At 51.7% G+C, this 17,126-nt stretch carries 14 protein-coding genes; all 14 read right to left on the bottom strand.

Annotated features, from left to right (window positions below; all coding sequences use genetic code 11):
• Positions 1 to 5: 5 nt before the first annotated feature.
• The 14 genes from hslU to LOK74_RS06305 all read right to left on the bottom strand — a co-directional run bounded on the left by hslU (position 6) and on the right by LOK74_RS06305 (position 17,082).
• Positions 6 to 1,406 carry an ATP-dependent protease ATPase subunit HslU gene (gene hslU, locus LOK74_RS06370; RefSeq protein ID WP_230045814.1) on the bottom strand — a complete coding sequence of 467 codons (1,401 nt, stop codon included), beginning with the start codon at positions 1,404 to 1,406 and terminating at the stop codon, positions 6 to 8.
• A gap of 12 nt (positions 1,407 to 1,418) precedes the next feature.
• A complete protein-coding gene (gene hslV, locus LOK74_RS06365) occupies positions 1,419 to 1,967 on the bottom strand; it encodes an ATP-dependent protease subunit HslV (protein WP_230045813.1) in 549 nt (182 codons plus the stop codon).
• A complete protein-coding gene (gene xerC / locus LOK74_RS06360) occupies positions 1,967 to 2,893 on the bottom strand; it encodes a tyrosine recombinase XerC (protein ID WP_230045812.1) in 927 nt (308 codons plus the stop codon). Before xerC ends, hslV begins: the two co-directional genes overlap by 1 nt.
• Before the next feature lie 55 nt (positions 2,894 to 2,948).
• Positions 2,949 to 4,268 carry an FADH(2)-oxidizing methylenetetrahydrofolate--tRNA-(uracil(54)-C(5))-methyltransferase TrmFO gene (trmFO, locus tag LOK74_RS06355; RefSeq protein ID WP_230045811.1) on the bottom strand — a complete coding sequence of 440 codons (1,320 nt, stop codon included), beginning with the start codon at positions 4,266 to 4,268 and terminating at the stop codon, positions 2,949 to 2,951.
• A gap of 33 nt (positions 4,269 to 4,301) precedes the next feature.
• Complete coding sequence (gene topA, locus LOK74_RS06350) at positions 4,302 to 6,380, bottom strand: type I DNA topoisomerase (RefSeq protein WP_230045810.1); 2,079 nt, start codon at positions 6,378 to 6,380, stop codon at positions 4,302 to 4,304.
• 78 nt (positions 6,381 to 6,458) lie between these two features.
• Entirely contained in the window at positions 6,459 to 7,580 is a 1,122-nt protein-coding gene (dprA, locus tag LOK74_RS06345) for a DNA-processing protein DprA (RefSeq protein ID WP_230045809.1), read from the bottom strand.
• 143 nt (positions 7,581 to 7,723) lie between these two features.
• Entirely contained in the window at positions 7,724 to 8,623 is a 900-nt protein-coding gene (sucD, locus tag LOK74_RS06340; protein ID WP_230045808.1) for a succinate--CoA ligase subunit alpha, read from the bottom strand.
• A 43-nt stretch (positions 8,624 to 8,666) separates the two neighbouring features.
• Positions 8,667 to 9,827, bottom strand: coding sequence for an ADP-forming succinate--CoA ligase subunit beta (gene sucC / locus LOK74_RS06335; RefSeq protein WP_230045807.1), 1,161 nt, complete (start codon positions 9,825 to 9,827; stop codon positions 8,667 to 8,669).
• Between the two features lie 298 nt (positions 9,828 to 10,125).
• Positions 10,126 to 11,202 (bottom strand): hypothetical protein, encoded by a 1,077-nt coding sequence (locus LOK74_RS06330; RefSeq protein WP_230045806.1) that lies wholly within the window; start codon positions 11,200 to 11,202, stop codon positions 10,126 to 10,128.
• A gap of 490 nt (positions 11,203 to 11,692) precedes the next feature.
• Positions 11,693 to 12,184, bottom strand: a complete 492-nt coding sequence (gene mobB / locus LOK74_RS06325) for a molybdopterin-guanine dinucleotide biosynthesis protein B (protein ID WP_230045805.1) — start codon at positions 12,182 to 12,184, stop codon at positions 11,693 to 11,695.
• Between the two features lie 27 nt (positions 12,185 to 12,211).
• Positions 12,212 to 13,468 (bottom strand): molybdopterin molybdotransferase MoeA, encoded by a 1,257-nt coding sequence (locus tag LOK74_RS06320; RefSeq protein ID WP_230045804.1) that lies wholly within the window; start codon positions 13,466 to 13,468, stop codon positions 12,212 to 12,214.
• Positions 13,452 to 14,075, bottom strand: coding sequence for a molybdenum cofactor guanylyltransferase (locus tag LOK74_RS06315; RefSeq protein ID WP_230045803.1), 624 nt, complete (start codon positions 14,073 to 14,075; stop codon positions 13,452 to 13,454). The genes LOK74_RS06320 and LOK74_RS06315 overlap by 17 nt, the downstream gene beginning before the upstream one ends.
• Positions 14,076 to 14,109: 34 nt before the next feature.
• Positions 14,110 to 16,461 (bottom strand): FdhF/YdeP family oxidoreductase, encoded by a 2,352-nt coding sequence (locus LOK74_RS06310; protein ID WP_230045802.1) that lies wholly within the window; start codon positions 16,459 to 16,461, stop codon positions 14,110 to 14,112.
• 249 nt (positions 16,462 to 16,710) lie between these two features.
• Positions 16,711 to 17,082 carry a Na-translocating system protein MpsC family protein gene (locus tag LOK74_RS06305; RefSeq protein ID WP_230045801.1) on the bottom strand — a complete coding sequence of 124 codons (372 nt, stop codon included), beginning with the start codon at positions 17,080 to 17,082 and terminating at the stop codon, positions 16,711 to 16,713.
• Positions 17,083 to 17,126: the final 44 nt, after the last annotated feature.

Below are 17,126 nucleotides of genomic sequence, written 5' to 3'. Positions count from 1 at the left end.
TTCATCTACAAAATATACTGACTGAGATCGCGGTTCGAAACGATGCCGACCAGTTTCTCTCGTACATATTCTGGCGTGATGTTCACTGTTTCCAAATGAATGTCCGGAGCTTCAAAAGACAGGTCTTCCAACAGCTTCTCCAGCAATGTATGCAGTCGTCTCGCCCCGATATTGTCAGTCGACTGGTTCACTTCTGTTGCCAGCTTCGCAATTTCTCTAATAGCATCATCTGAAAATTCTATTCTAATACCTTCCGTCTCCAACAAAGCAACATACTGCTTGATTAATGCATTTTTTGGCTCAGTCAGAATACGGATAAAATCTTCTTCCTCCAAACTGGTCAGTTCCACGCGAATCGGGAAACGTCCCTGCAGTTCCGGAATCAGATCGGACGGCTTAGCGATGTGAAATGCGCCGGCAGCAATAAACAGGATATAATCTGTCTTGACTGGCCCGTATTTCGTCATCACCGTCGATCCTTCCACAATCGGCAGGATGTCGCGCTGTACACCTTCGCGCGACACATCGGGTCCACGACCATCCTTTCCAGCAATTTTATCAATCTCGTCGATAAAGATAATACCCTGTTGTTCCGCACGATAAACCGATTCCTGAATCACTTCATCCATATCGACCAATTTTTGTGCTTCCTGCTGTATCAAAACCTTGCGCGCATCGCTAATTTTCAGCTTCCGTTTTTTGGTTCGCTTAGGCAGCAGATTGCCCAACATGTCCTGCATCTGCATACCCATTTGCTCCGCGCCTGGGACCTGGAAAAGATCAAACATGGACGGAGCTTGATCTTCCACTTCGATTTCTATCACTTGATCTTCCAACTGACCGCTAGCCAACTGGAAGGCAACCTGTCTGCGCTGCTGCTGAATCGCTGCCTCCTCTGTATCCTGCTGAGGAGGCTGGCTTTGCTGCTGGTTGGAAAACAACATTTCGAACGGATTTTTAAATCCGTGCTGCTGCTGTTTGCGTGAAGGGACAAGGATATTGACGATCGCTTCGTCAGCCAGCTTTTCTGCCCTTTCTTTGACCGACTCCATTTTCTCACTCTTCACCATGCGAATCGCTGTTTCTACCAGGTCTCGCACCATCGATTCAACATCGCGGCCCACGTAGCCTACTTCCGTAAACTTAGTTGCCTCCACCTTGATAAAAGGAGCCCCTGTCAGCTTGGCGATCCTTCTCGCAATTTCTGTCTTTCCTACACCAGTAGGGCCGATCATCAAAATATTTTTCGGAACCACTTCCTCGATGATGCCCTCTGACAGCAGGCTGCGCCGATAGCGGTTGCGCAGCGCAATAGCGATCGCGCGCTTCGCCTGAGACTGCCCGACAATGTACTTGTCTAGATGGTCAACGATCTTCCTGGGAGTCAATTCCTCCAGTTTTAACAACGCGATTCCTCCCTATTCACGTTTCATCTCTTCAACGACAAGATTGGAGTTGGTAAACACACAGATTTCCGCTGCCGTTAGCAGCGCTGCTTCAGCGATCTCCCTCGCAGACAGATGAGAGGCGTGTTTCTTCAACGCTCTGCCCGCAGCCAACGCAAAGCTGCCCCCTGATCCGATGGCCAGAATGCCGTCATCTGGCTCGATCACCTCTCCGTTGCCGGAGAGAAGCAGCAGATGAATCCGATTCATCACAATCATCATCGCTTCAAGGCGGCGCAGTACTTTATCCGATCGCCATTCTTGGGTCAATTCTACCGCAGCTCGCTGCAGATTTCCGTGAAACTCTTCCAACTTTCCTTCAAACTTTTCAAACAGCGTAATCGCATCAGCTACCGAACCGGCGAATCCCGCAATCACTTCTCCACGGTAGAGGCGTCTCACTTTTTTGGCACCGTGCTTCATCACCATGCTGTTCCCAAACGTGACCTGACCGTCGCCCGCCATCGCAGCCTCCCCTTGATGGTGAACGGCAAAAATAGTGGTGGCATGGAACTGTTCCATCAGGATTTCCCTCCTCTTTCCGCTCGCGGATGGGCAGCATCGTATACGTGCCGCAGCCGTTCTTTCGTTACATGCGTGTAGATTTGCGTTGTCGAGATGTTGACATGACCGAGCAGTTCCTGTACTGTCCGCAAATCTGCCCCCGCATTTAACATATGGGTTGCGAACGTATGGCGGAACGTATGCGGAGAAACGTCAAGACGCACGGCGGCACCTTGTACGTATTTGTCCACAACGCGGCGGACACTTCGTGCTGACAGCGGCTCGCCTCGATAATTAAGCAGCAGCGTACCACTATCCGGCCTGCCAGCCAACAAGTGTGCTCTTCCCTGTTTTATGTATTGCCGAATTGCCTCCATTGCATAACTGCCAATGGGCACATAGCGTTCTTTTGCTCCCTTTCCCAATACGAGCACAATCCCGTTTGACAGATCAATCGCGTCAGTACGGATCGTCACCAATTCCGAGACGCGAACACCGCTTCCGTACAACAACTCAAAAATGACGCGATCTCGTTGTCCTAGGGGAGTCGTCGCGTCAAGCAGTTCAAAGAGCATCTGGATTTCCTGCGGATAGAGAAAGGTCGGCAATTTTTTTTCCAGCTTCGGTGTTGTCACCATCTGAAACGGGTTTTGTGCGATTCGCTCTTCCCGCATCAAATAGCGGTAAAAACTGCGAAGGCTGGAGAGTTTTCGGGCAATACTACGCCGAGACAGGCCCTTTTTGACGAGGTGGGCAAGAAAAGAGCGCCCTTGGAAATAAGAAACAGCATCCAACCCAGTGATTTGGTGCTGTTCCATAAAGGCGGCAAATTCCGTGATATCGGCAACATACTCTTTTACAGTGTGAGGAGACGCGTTCTTTTCCACCTTCAAATAGGTTGTAAAAGCGGTCAGTTCTGCAGAAACATCAGCTATTTTGTCCATCTCACAGCACTCTCCCCAAAGGCATCTATATCGTACCACAGGAAAAAAGTGAGGATCAACTGAAATTGTGTCTATTTTGTGTAAAATTCTGAATAGTGTCCAATGCCCGTTGAGCCAATTGTTCATTACGCTCTTTTTTGTTGCGAATCCTTTTGGGCAGAGGAGGCACCAGGCCAAAGTTGGCGTTCATCGGCTGGAAGTGAGCCGGATCCGTCGTCGTGATGTAATGTGCCATGCTCCCCAACATCGTCTCTGGCGGAAGCACCAATAGCTCTTCTCCTTTTGTGAGACGCGCCGCGTTTCGACCGGCTAGCAGTCCGGAAGCGGCTGACTCCACGTAGCCCTCTACTCCTGTCATCTGTCCAGCAAAAAAGAGGGTGTCTCGCTGCTTGTACTGATAGGTGGGATGCAGCAGTTTAGGGGAATTGATAAAGGTATTCCGGTGCATTACACCATAGCGGACGATCTCGCAGTTCTCCAGACCGGGGATCAGCGAGAAGACCCGTTTTTGTTCCGGCCACTTGAGATGAGTCTGAAACCCAACCATATTGTACAGCGTGGCAGCGCTGTTGTCCTGACGCAGTTGAACCACGGCAAATGGCTGCCTTCCTGTGCGCGGATCAACCAGTCCGACCGGTTTGAGCGGTCCGAACAGCATCGTTTGACGTCCCCGCTTGGCCATCACTTCGATCGGCATGCACCCCTCAAAGTATATCTCTTGCTCAAACTCCTTTAGCGGGGCTGCCTCTGCCGTGATCAGCGCTTCGTAAAAACGATAAAATTCTTCCTCGTTCATCGGACAGTTGAGATACGCCGCTTCCCCCTTGTCGTAGCGAGACGCGACAAACACTTTCTCCATATCGATGGAATCTTTCTCGATGATAGGAGCTGCAGCATCATAAAAGTAGAGATACTCTTCCCCGGTCAAGCGCTTCAACTGCTCTGAGAGGGCTGGAGAAGTAAGCGGACCGGTAGCGATCACCACAACCCCCTCCGGAATCTCGGTTATTTCCCCGGTCTGCACTTCAATCAGCGGGTGCTGGCGAACCGCTTGCGTAACGTGATCGGCAAACTCATGTCGATCGACAGCCAGCGCTCCTCCGGCAGGTACCGCACAATTGTCGGCAGCACGGATAATCACCGAATCCATTCGCCGCATCTCTTCTTTCAGCACGCCGACAGCATTGGTCAATGAATTGGCTCGCAGCGAGTTGCTGCAGACCAATTCGGCGAACTTGTCCGTATGGTGTGCCGGCGTTTGCTTGAGCGGCCGCATCTCGAACAGCTTCACTTGGATGCCGGCCTGAGCGATTTGCCAAGCCGCTTCACTGCCCGCAAGCCCGGCACCGACGACTGTCACGTATGGTTGAGACATGATGCAACCCTCCACTTTCCATTCCATCCACGTTTAGGCATCTGTTTCTTCTCGGTAGTCACACTGCGTACAAACAACTTGTACTCCCTGCTTTTTCCGCTTTTTTTCCACGAGCATGGCTGTGCACTTGGGGCAGTTGCGCGCAATCGGTTTATCCCAAGAGACAAACTCGCATTCAGGATAATTGCTGCATCCGTAAAAGAGTCGGCTCTTTTTGCTCTTTCGCTCAATAATCTCACCCGTCTTGCAGGTTGGGCAGGTGACCCCTGTCGATTTGATGATCGGTTTGGTATTGCGACATTCCGGAAATCCCGAGCACGCGAGGAACTTTCCAAACCTCCCGATCTTGTATACCATCTGACGTCCGCACAGATCGCAGACTTCATCAGATACTTCGTCTTTGATTTCCACTTCTTCCATCTGTTCTTCGGCAGCCTTCAGGCGAGGTTCGAAGTCTTCATAAAACTCGTCAATCACCTTGACCCAATCCGCCATGCCCTCCTCGATCTTGTCGAGGTCAGACTCCATCTGTGAGGTAAACTCGACATCGAGGATCTCAGGAAAGAATTCCTGCATCAGGGAGTGCACGATCTCCCCCAGCTCGGTCGGCACAAACCGCTTATCCTCCAACGCCACGTAGCCCCGTTTTTGTATCGTGTCCAGGGTAGGCGCATAGGTTGAAGGTCGGCCAATCCCGTTTTCCTCCAGGGTCTTTACCAGCCGCGCTTCTGTATATCGCGGAGGCGGCTGCGTAAAGTGTTGATTGGGTTCGATGTTTTGTTGTTGCAGCGTTTGTCCCTCTTCGAGAGGCGGCAGGAACGTGTTCTCCTCTTTTCCTCCGTCATCGGTCCCCTCCACATACACCTTCATGAAGCCCTGAAACTTCACTTTGGAGCCGCTAGCACGGAAAATCACGTCGTTGACCTCAATGTCTACCGACATCGTGTCCAGGACGGCCGCTGCCATCTGACTGGCCAGGAAACGCTCCCAAATGAGCCGATACAGCCGCAGCTGATCACGGGAAAGATGCGCTTTCATCTCATCAGGAGTCCGCAGAACCGAGGTGGGGCGAATGGCCTCATGGGCGTCCTGGGCCGTCTCACTCTTGCCATGCGTCCGCGCTTCCTTCAGCGCGTATTCAGAGCCAAACTTCTCCTCGATGTACGCTTTTGCTTCCGTCTGGGCTGTGGCCGAAACACGCGTCGAGTCGGTACGCATATAGGTGATTAAACCTACTGTGCCTTCCTTGCCAAGATCGATCCCTTCATAAAGCTGTTGGGCGATCATCATTGTTTTCGCTGTTCGGAAGTTTAGCTTACGGGCTGCTTCCTGCTGCAAGGAACTGGTGATGAAAGGCGGTGCCGGGTTTCTCCTCCGCTCCCGCTTGGTCACTTTCTTGACGACGAAGGGATGTCCCTCAATTCGCTTCAGGATCTCATCCACCTCATCCTTAGAGCGAATCTCCACCTTCTCTTCGCCAAAACCGTGAAAACGAGCCTCCACTGTCTGTCCTTCTGCGATGAGTTGTCCGGTAATCGTCCAGTACTCTTCCGGGACAAATTGCTTGATTTCGTTCTCCCGGTCGATAATCATCTTTACCGTAACCGATTGAACCCGTCCTGCGCTAAGTCCCTTGCGTACTTTTTTCCACAGCAGCGGGCTGATGTTGTAACCGACCAGTCGATCGAGAATCCTCCTCGCTTGCTGCGCGTTGACCAGATCCATGTTAATCCTGCGAGGGTGCTTAAACGCATCGCGGACCGCATCCTTGGTAATCTCGTTAAACACCACACGGATCGGCTGAGATGTATCTAATCCGAGGTACTGCGCAAGGTGCCAGGCAATAGCCTCCCCTTCGCGATCAGGGTCGGCGGCAAGGTATATCTTTTTCACTTTTTTCGCCGTGTCCTTCAGTGATTTCAGGACGTCACCCTTTCCGCGAATCGTTATGTATTTTGGCTCATAATTGTTCGTTACATCAACGGCCATCTGGCTCTTTGGGAGGTCTCTCACATGGCCCATAGACGCTTTTACAGTGTATTTGCTTCCCAAATATTTTCCGATTGTTTTTGCTTTCGCTGGAGACTCAACGATAACAAGCGTGTCAGCCAAACTATTTCCTCCCCCTTCGGGAACTGAATCTCCCCTATTATTCAATATGCCATTTCATTTGTCAAACGATTGCAGCGCTTATGCTTCCTTCTGTTTAACGTAATATCCACCAGGGAGCGCTGCGATGATTCCCTTACTCTCCAGGTGAAGCAGGGTGCAGTCCAGGGTGCTGCGAGCGGTGTGATCAAGCTGTTCGAACAGCTCTTCCCAGTGTATGGGGTCATATCCAACAAGCGACAACAATTGTCGTTCGCCGGCATCGAGAGCAGGTGTCGACGACGGAAGCACAGGCTCTGTACTGACATATGGGGAAAGCTCCTCAATGATGTCGTCGAGGTTTGTTATTAGCTTTGCTCCTTGTTTGATCAGGTTATGCGGACCCGTACTCACACTGGAAAAAATCGGACCTGGCACAGCAAACACTTCTTTCCCCTGTTCAAGTGCACAGTCGGCGGTAATCAGCGAGCCGCTGCGTTCCGCCGCCTCCACGATCAGCACCCCCATGCTGAAAGCGCTAATCAGCCTGTTTCGCTCCGGAAACAGACCAGGCTTCGGCAGCTCCATAGGGGCGTACTCCGACACCAATAAACCGGACTGGGCAATGTTCCTGTAGAGAGAACGGTTCTGCCGGGGGTATACCTGTTCAATCCCGCAGCCAAGCACCGCAACCGTGCCACCATTCGATTCTAGTGCAGCACGGTGGGCCTCTGTGTCAATTCCCTGGGCCAAGCCGGAGACGATGACAAATCCCGCTTGGACCAAGTCCGTTGTCAAATATCGACAAGCCGCTCTGCCGTACGGCGTCGGACGGCGAGTGCCAACAACCCCGATCATCGGACGGGACAACAAATCAAAGTTTCCCCGATAAAACAAAACCGCCGGCGGATCGGGAATCTCTTTCAACAGAGGAGGAAACTGCTCATCCAGAAAGCAGACAAAGGAGAAGTCACTGCCTGCCCGCTGTTGCTTATCGGCTAATACACGCTGGCGATTGATCGTCTGCACGATCGCTTTTTGTACCGCGTTCGACAAACGCATCGAGGAGAGCCGTTCCCCTGCACTCGATTCAAACAAGAAAAAATAGGAACCGAATCGTTGGTACAATTGATACAGCGTCTTTCGTCCCACTCCCTGGATCAGAGCTAGTGAGTACAAAATATCTCTGTCCTCCAAACGGGCTGTCCCTATATCTCTCATCATCACAACCCCTCCTCAACATAATCGGCTGTCCGTCATCGGTTGGCTGCCGATTCCTCCTTATTATAGGAAGAGACAGTGATCACGACAAAAAAAGAGAAGACAGTGATCTGCCTTCTCTTTCCGTTCTTTGCAAAGATTGATATTTAGCTCATAACCTTTTCCAGCATTCCTTTTTCTTTCAGCAATTCCACAAGAGTCTCGCCAATCACAGCAGGCGTCTTGGCCACACGGACACCGCACGCTTCCAGTTTGGCGATTTTTTCCGCTGCTGTCCCTTTACCGCCGGAGATAATCGCTCCAGCATGACCCATCCGTTTTCCAGGAGGTGCAGTCTGTCCGCCGATAAAGCCGACAACCGGCTTCTTCATGTTGGCAGCGATCCACTCGGCTGCCTCTTCTTCTGCGGTACCGCCGATCTCCCCGATCATGATGACAGCTTCCGTATCCGGGTCTTCATTAAACAGTTCCAGTACATCGATAAAGTTGGTGCCATTGACCGGGTCTCCACCGATACCAACTGCCGTCGACTGGCCGATGCCGCGGGTGGAAGTTTGGTGCACGGCTTCATAGGTCAAGGTGCCGGAGCGGGACACAATACCGACTTTACCTGGCTTGTGGATGTAGCCAGGCATGATGCCGATCTTGCACTCTCCCGGTGTGATCACGCCTGGGCAGTTCGGCCCAACCAAGCGGGTCTTTTTGCCTTCCATGTATCGCTTCACTTTTACCATGTCCAATACGGGAATACCCTCGGTAATGCAGATAACCAGATCCAACTCCGCATCCACTGCTTCCATGATCGAGTCTGCAGCAAAAGCCGGCGGTACATAAATAACAGAAGCATTTGCACCTGTTTTCTCGACTGCATCGATTACCGTGTTGAACACAGGAATTCCGTCGACCTCCGTTCCACCTTTTCCTGGTGTTACGCCGCCCACCATCTTGGTACCGTACTCCACCGCTTGACGGGTATGGAACAGACCGGTTGCCCCGGTAATTCCCTGGGTGATAACTTTTGTATCTTTATTGATCAAAATACTCATTGTGTATCATTCCCACCTTTATCTTCGTAGTTCTCAAGCGTACTTATTTCACCAGCGATACGATCTTTTGCGCACCGTCCGCCATCGACTCGGCAGCCACAATGTTTAGACCGGATTCATTGAGAATCTTCTTGCCCAGTTCTACGTTGGTTCCTTCGAGGCGCACCACCAGCGGACGATCCAGCTGCACTTGTTTGGCCGCCGCAACAACCCCGTTGGCGATGATGTCGCACTTCATAATTCCGCCGAAGATGTTGACAAAGATTCCCTTTACTTTATCATCGGACAAAATGATTTTAAAGGCTTCTGTTACCTTTTCCTCGGTCGCACCGCCGCCTACGTCCAGGAAGTTGGCTGGCTCGCCGCCGTAGTATTTCACGATGTCCATCGTAGCCATCGCCAATCCCGCACCGTTTACCATGCAGCCAATGTTGCCATCAAGAGCGATGTAGGAGAGGTCGTACTTGGAGGCTTCGATCTCTTTTTCATCTTCTTCGGAGAGGTCGCGCAACTCCTGGATTTCCGGATGACGGAACAATGCATTTGAGTCGAAGTTCAACTTGGCATCCAGCGCCATCACTTCACCGTCGCCAGTGACGACAAGCGGATTGATTTCGGCGATCGAGCAATCTTTGTCTACAAATGCTTTGTACAGTCCCAACATAAATTTAGCCGCTTTGTTGACCAGTTCGCTAGGTATGTTGATCGCAAACGCCAGCCTGCGAGCTTGGAACGGGGTAAGTCCTGTAACCGGATCGATCACTTCTTTAAAGATTTTTTCCGGAGTGTGGGCAGCTACTTCTTCAATCTCCGTTCCACCCTCTTCAGAAGCCATCATGGTTACGCACCCGGTAGCCCGGTCTACTACAATACCCACGTAATATTCTTTTTTAATATCGCAGCCTTGCTCAATCAACAGGCGCTTTACTTCTTTCCCTTCGGGTCCGGTTTGGTGAGTGACCAGCACTTTGCCCAGGATCTCATCGGCGTATGTACGCACTTCGTCCAGGTTTTTGGCGACTTTGACGCCGCCAGCCTTACCGCGTCCGCCAGCATGGATTTGCGCTTTGACGACGACCACTTGCGTACCCAGCTCTTTCGCCGCCTCCACCGCTTCATCCACAGTAAAGGCGACACGCCCTTCCGGCACTTTTACACCGTACTGCTTCAGTATCTCTTTGCCTTGATACTCGTGAATGTTCATTCTCCATCCTCCTATGAAAATGTAAGGTTGAAACATCGGCAGTCTCTTAGCCACTCATGAGTATTCTCTTCAATGGAGCGATTTCCTGCCTTAGCTTTGCAAACAAGACTATTTTACGACAAAATTTGCAACTGTGTCATACTATTTTTCTACTTGTTAGCCTCACCAACTTCTCTGTTTCTCATGAATGATCGAGTAAACTGGAGTTTATACCGAAAACGGAGATAACCCCCCGGGGACAGGCCATCATCGCATAAAAAAGTTTATCCCGTCTAGGCCGAGATAAACAAAGAATGGACTATTTTTGTGTTTTTTCCGTTTTAGTCGTTGCGATCGCCAAAATATGTCGAACATTGTCGATAATCATCCTGTGAGCATAGATGCTCCCCTTGTAAGTGAACCATTTGTCGTTCAAGTCGATACGCTCCTTGCTGTCTTGCAGTTGAAATTCCAGCGTGTACACCGGTTGTTTGGGCAGTTGAACCGGTTGGTTTGTCAGGGTGCCTTGTTTGAACAGTCTGACCAATTGATGAGCGCGTCCCTGTCCTTCGATTGATTCTGCAATCACCCAGGAAGCCTCTCCGTTCTTGTCGGACGCTGATATTTGAACCTTCGTCGCTTTAAACAAGGCATCAAACGTATCTGTCTCGATCGGATGAGGCGGAATCCACTCGGTAAGCTGCGAGAATAAGGCCCCTGGTACCCGGTAGTACAGCACCTCGTTGCCAAATCGAACAGACAGAAGACTTGGCGTCAATACAGTGGCATCTAGTACCCGATCCCCTACATCAAGTTTTAAACGATAGTAGGGATAGAGGGGGTACACCACCTGTTCCAGCTTTTCCTGGTACTTGGCTTCTTGGAGCGATTTCCAGACGAATGCCGATTCTTCCTGGCTTAACGGATGAGTACTTCCCTGATCATCAGCCGTCAACAGCATGGTGTAGGCTCCCTCATGTGTAAAGAGAGACTGGCCGATCATCCTGCGCGTCCATTGATAAAAGGCTTCCGCCCCCTCGCCACTGTACGCAAAATCTCCAAGTTGACTGGACTTGGTCCCCACCTCGATCACCAACGGTGCCAGGTCTGTCCGATAGACGATCAAAGTAAACTTGACGTCAGATGCAGCGAGGGGAGTTTCTGCCCGCTGAAGCGGTTTCCCTTGTTCTACAATCTTTGTTGAGAACTCCTGCAAATCGAGTGGGATCTCCGTACCGTCGGTGGACAGGACAGATACCTTCTCCACTGTTCCAAGCTGCTTGGAAATCTCATCTTTCTCCTTCGATCCTGCTCCATTCGGCTGATTGCTGCACGCAACCAGCAAGAAACAGACCAGCAGGGTGGGGAACCATTGTACAGGCCAACGCTTCGTCATTGAGCAACCTCCTTCTGTCCGTGTAGGCGTTTTATCTGCTTCCGATGACTGCGGAAGTCCCAAACGAAGGCGACTCTTCTTCTCAGGTCTGTAGTACAATGTATCATCAACGCGAGTCGGGTACTTGACCTGTCGCCGTCCTAAGAACTTGAACGAGCGGAGCAAGTGCTGAACCGTACTGTCAGGCGCATGCCCAGACTCAGCCGGCACATCCTTCCAGCCGAGTTTCCCCATCATTTTACCATTCTTTTCTCGATCCGGGTACAAAAACGACAAGAGTTTGTTGAGAGGTAAAAAAATCCATACAAAACCGACCTCCATTTACCGACATATATAGATAGACGTTCGTTTTCTTTCATCAGGGTCCGGTACATCTCCTAACCGGACCCCTTTTTTGTAAAACGCCCTCCTGATCCGAAAAAAAAACACGGGCAGAATAAGATTCCACCCATGCACGCCTATCTCCTTAGTTAGGAGAATCATATTGTCTTCAAAACAACGATTCAGCAAACGCCGCCACCTGCTGGGGCTGTTCAATCGAATAAACAGGAAGCCCCTGATCTTCTAAAGGAAACCAACTCACGATTCCCCGACAGTTGGTCAGACTGTCAAGCAGAGCCAGATGGGAGAGCTCCCGTATCAGCAGCAATTTTGGATATGACGCCGTTTTAAACCCTTCGACGATAATCAGTTGGGCCCCTGCCTGGTGCATTCGCTCAATCAACACAGGAAGCGAGAGCGGAGGCTGTTCAAACCATGCCATCTTTGTCGGCGATTGAATAGCCACCAATGGTGCCCCAGCATCTCGAAACTTTCTGGTATCCTTTCCTTCCTGGTCCCATTCGTGATCGTGCCCATCTCGCTTAATCACCCCGACCCGACGGCCGCTCTGCTGAAAGTGTTTGATCAGATAGGTGATCAAGGTCGTTTTGCCGGTATTGGAATAGCCGACGATTTGAATGATCGGCGGTACTGAGAACATCGGCGTCGCCTCTTTCGCATCCTTTTCCTAAAAGCAAAACTGTCCGTTTTTTGTGAGCGGAAATACACGAACCCGCTCCCCAGCTCGTCTCCCCCTGCCACCCGGCGGTATGATGATCAAGCAGTTGTTTTGATGAAGCGTAACCAATCTGCCCGCTTTGTCGTTCATGTCAGGATAGGCGTACAAGACAGCCTGTTCCACCTCGATGCTGCCACGTAGGTAGCGCGGATACGGACAGGGTTTCAGGTAGTCTTTGGCCAGGATCGCTTCTACTGTTGTTGGGATTGAGTTTGGTTTCCCCAACAGTTTGGCCAGCAGCGGCTTGACAAGCAATTCGCAGCCGATAAAACAGGCAGAGGGGTTGCCCGATAAAGCACAGATCAGCGTTCCTTGATAAACGACGGCCGTGGTAGGGCTGCCAGGCCTCATCGCCACCCGGTGAAACAGCAAGTTGAACTGCGGATCTTCAACGAGGGTGGTGATCAGGTCAAAATCACCGACGGACACACCTCCAGTGGTGACCAGAAAATCTACCTGTTTGCTCCAATCAGCTAGTTTCCGCTTGGCTGTTTCCGGCTCATCTGGCAAACACCCGAGCACAACAGGGGCTCCGCCAGCATCACAGATCATCCCGGCTATCATTGGTGCATTACTATTGCGGATTTTGCCCGGGGACAGCGGTTGATCCGGCTCAACCAACTCGCTGCCGGTGGAGACGATACCAATGCGCGGCCTGCGCCTCACCTGTACACAAGCAGCCCCAAATGTGGCCAGCAGCGCGAGAGCTCCTGCCCCAATCTGCTCCCCTGCCTGCAGCACGCAGTTGTCTTTGGCTACTTCTTCCCCTTGTCTGGCGATGTTTTCTCCCGGTTTCATCGCACGTTTTACGTTGACCTGGTTCAGCTTCTGCCCCGGATTCTCCGTCTGTTCAAACATCACAACCGCATCGGCGCCATCAGGCATCATCGCTCCTGTCATAATCCGGCAGGCCTGACCACTTGCCACCGGATGGCGAGGCACTTCCCCTGCCGCTACCGTCTCGATCACCTCAAGGGTGACGGGGGTGTCAGGAGTAGCCGAAGCAGTGTCTGCCGACCGTACAGCGTACCCATCCAGCGGTGAACGGTCAAACGGCGGCAAGTCGTAAGCTGCATACACCGGTTCAGCCAACACCCTGCCGTATGCTTCCGCTAGCGGAACCTCTTCGATGGCAAGCGGTGCGACCTGCTCCAGCAGCTTGGCAACCGCCTCCTCGACGCTAACCGTTTCACGATGAAAGCGCATCTCTTCTCTTCCTTTCCTGCAGCGCATGTCGATACTCTTCCGGAGTATTCATGTTAAACGTCGTCCAATAATCGAGGTATCCCTCAGGCAGCATGTTGACACGCAGTTTCTCCACTACTCGTGTGATACGTAGAGCACCGGAATGATGGGCTTCCTCCCACATGTCTTGTGTTCTTCTATGATAAAGCGCAAAAAGGGGCTGCATGCGCCCCTCTGTTTCTGGAACCACTGCGTCCCAGCAATTAAGCTGCTCCGTTTTCGCCAGCAGCAAATCGATTTGAGCCTGATCGACAAAGGGAAGATCACAAGAGAGAAAGAGCAGCACTTCCTCACGGCGAAGCCTGAACGCCGTGCAGAAACCGCTGATCGGACCACTGGAAAAAACGATATCTGCTGACAACTGAACACCCATCTCTTTGAAGGTGTCAACCGGCAGCCGTGCTTGCTGGTTGGCAATCACCAGACAGGGGATCTCCGCCGCCAGTACGCTCTTGACGAGATGGAGGATCAGCGGTTGTCCGCCCCAGTCCAGCATTTCTTTCGGAGTCCCCATGCGACGGCTGGCACCGCCGGCGAGAATGACACCGCACACTGATCGTTTGCTCATCCTCTGGTTCTCCCCTTTTTCTGCAGCTGACTAATCAACTGATCTCCATTTCCAGTTCCTCAATACGCTTCTCTACGTATTTTGTGTCTTTATGAGCGTGATAGGTTTCTGCCTTTTCGACAATCACCGTCGTGTTGTACTCCGGGATACCCGCATACTCCTCATACACACCTTTGGGAATCAATACATTCCCTTCCGGCCAATATACTTGCAGGTTGCCCTGTTTTGTATCGGCATACTTGGCACGTCCCTTAAACGTTCCATATTTATTGTACACCACGATCGGTTCGTTGTCGCGGATCTCCAGACTAGCCGCATCGGACGGATGGATCAGCACATCATAACGATCAGCCGCATTGAACGGATCTGTTTCGCTGTAAATCATCGAATTAAACTGTTTGCCCCGCCGAGTGGTCACATAGAACTGCCCTTCTGATTTGCGCAACTCCGGCAGTTCGATCGAGAGCAGGTTGCCGCGTCCGTCCGGCGTCGGACAAATCCCTCCTTCACACAGCCAAGCCCCCCCCCACTGAAACACGTCGCCACGCTTCTTCAAGTGCTGAATGCCGTCGTAGTTGGGGTTGGCAATGGCGATTTCTTCGCGGATCGCCTGCGCGTCGGCAAACGAAATCAGATGCTTCCGCTCGGGATCGACCCGGGAAGCCAAATCAATGTATATCTCCCATTCCGAACGAGCCTCTGCAATGCGTGGTCCTTCGATCTCTGGGCTGAAATACACCATCCGCTCGGTGCTCGTAGAGGTACCTCCACCTGGCTGCTCATAGCGCGTCATCGCTGGCAGGACGATCACTTCCTCCTTGGCATCTGCCAGCGTAGAGGTATTTAGAATGATATCCTGATGGACACGCAATTCCACGTTTTCCAGACACGATTTGACGAATACTGGGTCAGGCATGGTTTCCAGAAAGTTGCCGCCACTCGTATAAAACAGCCGGGTTTTTCGCTCATGATCATCTGGAAGCAAAGCATTTTCCAGGGAGACACCGACGATATCTCCCTGCCAACGCGGAATCGTAAACTGCCATACTTTTTCCATTCGTGCGATGTTCTCTTCGTCCAACGGCACACCTCCCGGCAGCGACATCGGTTCTGCTCCCATTTCACCTGTTCCCTGCACCCCGCTGTGACCGCGAATCGGCATCACACCGCAATGCTCCCGACCGATAAAGCCGCGCAGCATGGCGAGGTTGGCAACCTGTGATACGTTGTCCGTTCCGAAGCGATGCTGTGTCAAACCCATGCTCCAGACGAACACACCCGCCTTTGCTTCGGCCAACAGTTCAGCAAACTGGGCCATCCGCTGCCGAGAAAGACCAGACGAGTCCTCCAAAGTCTGCCAATCATACTTCAGCACATGAGCCCTCAGCTCCTCCAATCCGTTGGTATGCGCCTCGACGAAGCTCCGATCGATGGCTGACCCCGGCTGGCGCTCCTCCATCTCGAACCAGTGCTTCATCACCCCGTTCATAAAGGCGATGTCACCGCCGATGTTCACCTGGTAGACGTCATCGACAATCTTCGTCCCGAATAAGGCACTTTCCGCGATCGAAGGAATCCAATAGTTCTCCATCGCCGGTTCGCGATACGGATTAATCATGATAATCTTGGTGCCTGCTTTCTTGGCCGCATACATGTACTTGGTGGAAACTGGTTGATTGTTGGCCGCGACGGACCCCCAGAACACCAATACATCAGTGCCGATCCAGTCTTTGTAGTTGCAACTGGACGCTCCAATCCCCAGTGATCGCTTCAGTGCTGTCTTGCTGGGTGAATGGCAGATGCGGGAAGCGTTGTCGACATTGTTGGTCCCGAGAAAACGAGCCACTTTGGCGGCAACGTAATAAACTTCATTGGTTATGCCGCGGGAGGTGAGATAAAAGGCGAGCTGCTTGGGATCTATTGACTTGATCTTGCTTGCGATCCGATCGAGCGCTTCGTCCCAGGTAATCCGCCGAAATCCCTTCTCGCCCGGCTTGCGTGACAGTGGGTAGGGGATGCGCCCCAGTTTACGCAGTTGGGTACTGTCCAGTTTGCGCAACTCATCTACGTCTTCTAGCCATTTGGGATCGATCGCAGGCATTGTATTTAAGCGCAATACGTTCAACCGAGTGGTACAGAGATGAGGCCCTGTCAACGTCTGATCTCTCAACCCTGATACACCCAAGGCGCACCCGTCACACACTCCCTGCGTGAGAATTCGCCACGCGTACGACAGATTGTCCCGATTCTCGTATACCACTTTCATCGAATCGCGGATGTGATGCGGTTTCACTTTGCCCAGCCCCATCGGCATCAGACCGGCCCACAACGACGGTTTCCAAGAGGTATCCAGTTTGATTGGCCCTGTATGCTTTGTCTTTCCCATACAAACACTCCTCGTTTTGGTTGTTTTCTCTCTACGGCATTACGGAGGGATACGTTGTCGAGATGGAAGCAAACTGCACCCAACAATGAAAAAACCACCGCGAAATCGTCTTTTCTCCTGGCGGAAAAGAAGAGATCACGGTGGTTAATCTTTAGCAGGGTCGCTACCAAGTATCAACTTCGCGGCATTGTTGGTTTCTTCATGGCTGCCCTCAAGCAGGTGCGCTGCCGGGGAAGGGTCACGGGAAACCTATTTTCCTTTTTCTTGGCAAAACTTCTCTTCTATATTTTCATCGAAGACAAAGATCGACATGCCAAAATCGCGTTCGATATCAATGTCAACAAACAAGTCGATCAAGTTTGCCCCCAGAAACGCCTCCATTTCGACAGGACGATTCTTTTTATACATTTCTTTGACCATTTCCGTTCTCGCCGCTCGCAGCATCTGTTTGCCTTCATCTGCGCTGGCGATAAATTTTTCCACTGGCGAGAGATTTCCTTCCATCTCGCAGATGGCCCAGTGCTTGCAAAAGGTAGTGTTGATTTTGCTGGGTCCTTTGCCCATGTGGCGCTTGCGGAAGGCGCGGACGAGGTTGCTAAACTCCGCTTCGTATTTGTTCATTTCCGATACAATCCTTTAACCGCGAAATTCTCACATTGGTCGAA

Source organism: Brevibacillus humidisoli (assembly GCF_020923435.1).
Classification (GTDB): Bacteria; Bacillota; Bacilli; order Brevibacillales; family Brevibacillaceae; genus Brevibacillus_E; species Brevibacillus_E humidisoli.
This window is presented reverse-complemented; position numbering and strand designations above follow the sequence as displayed.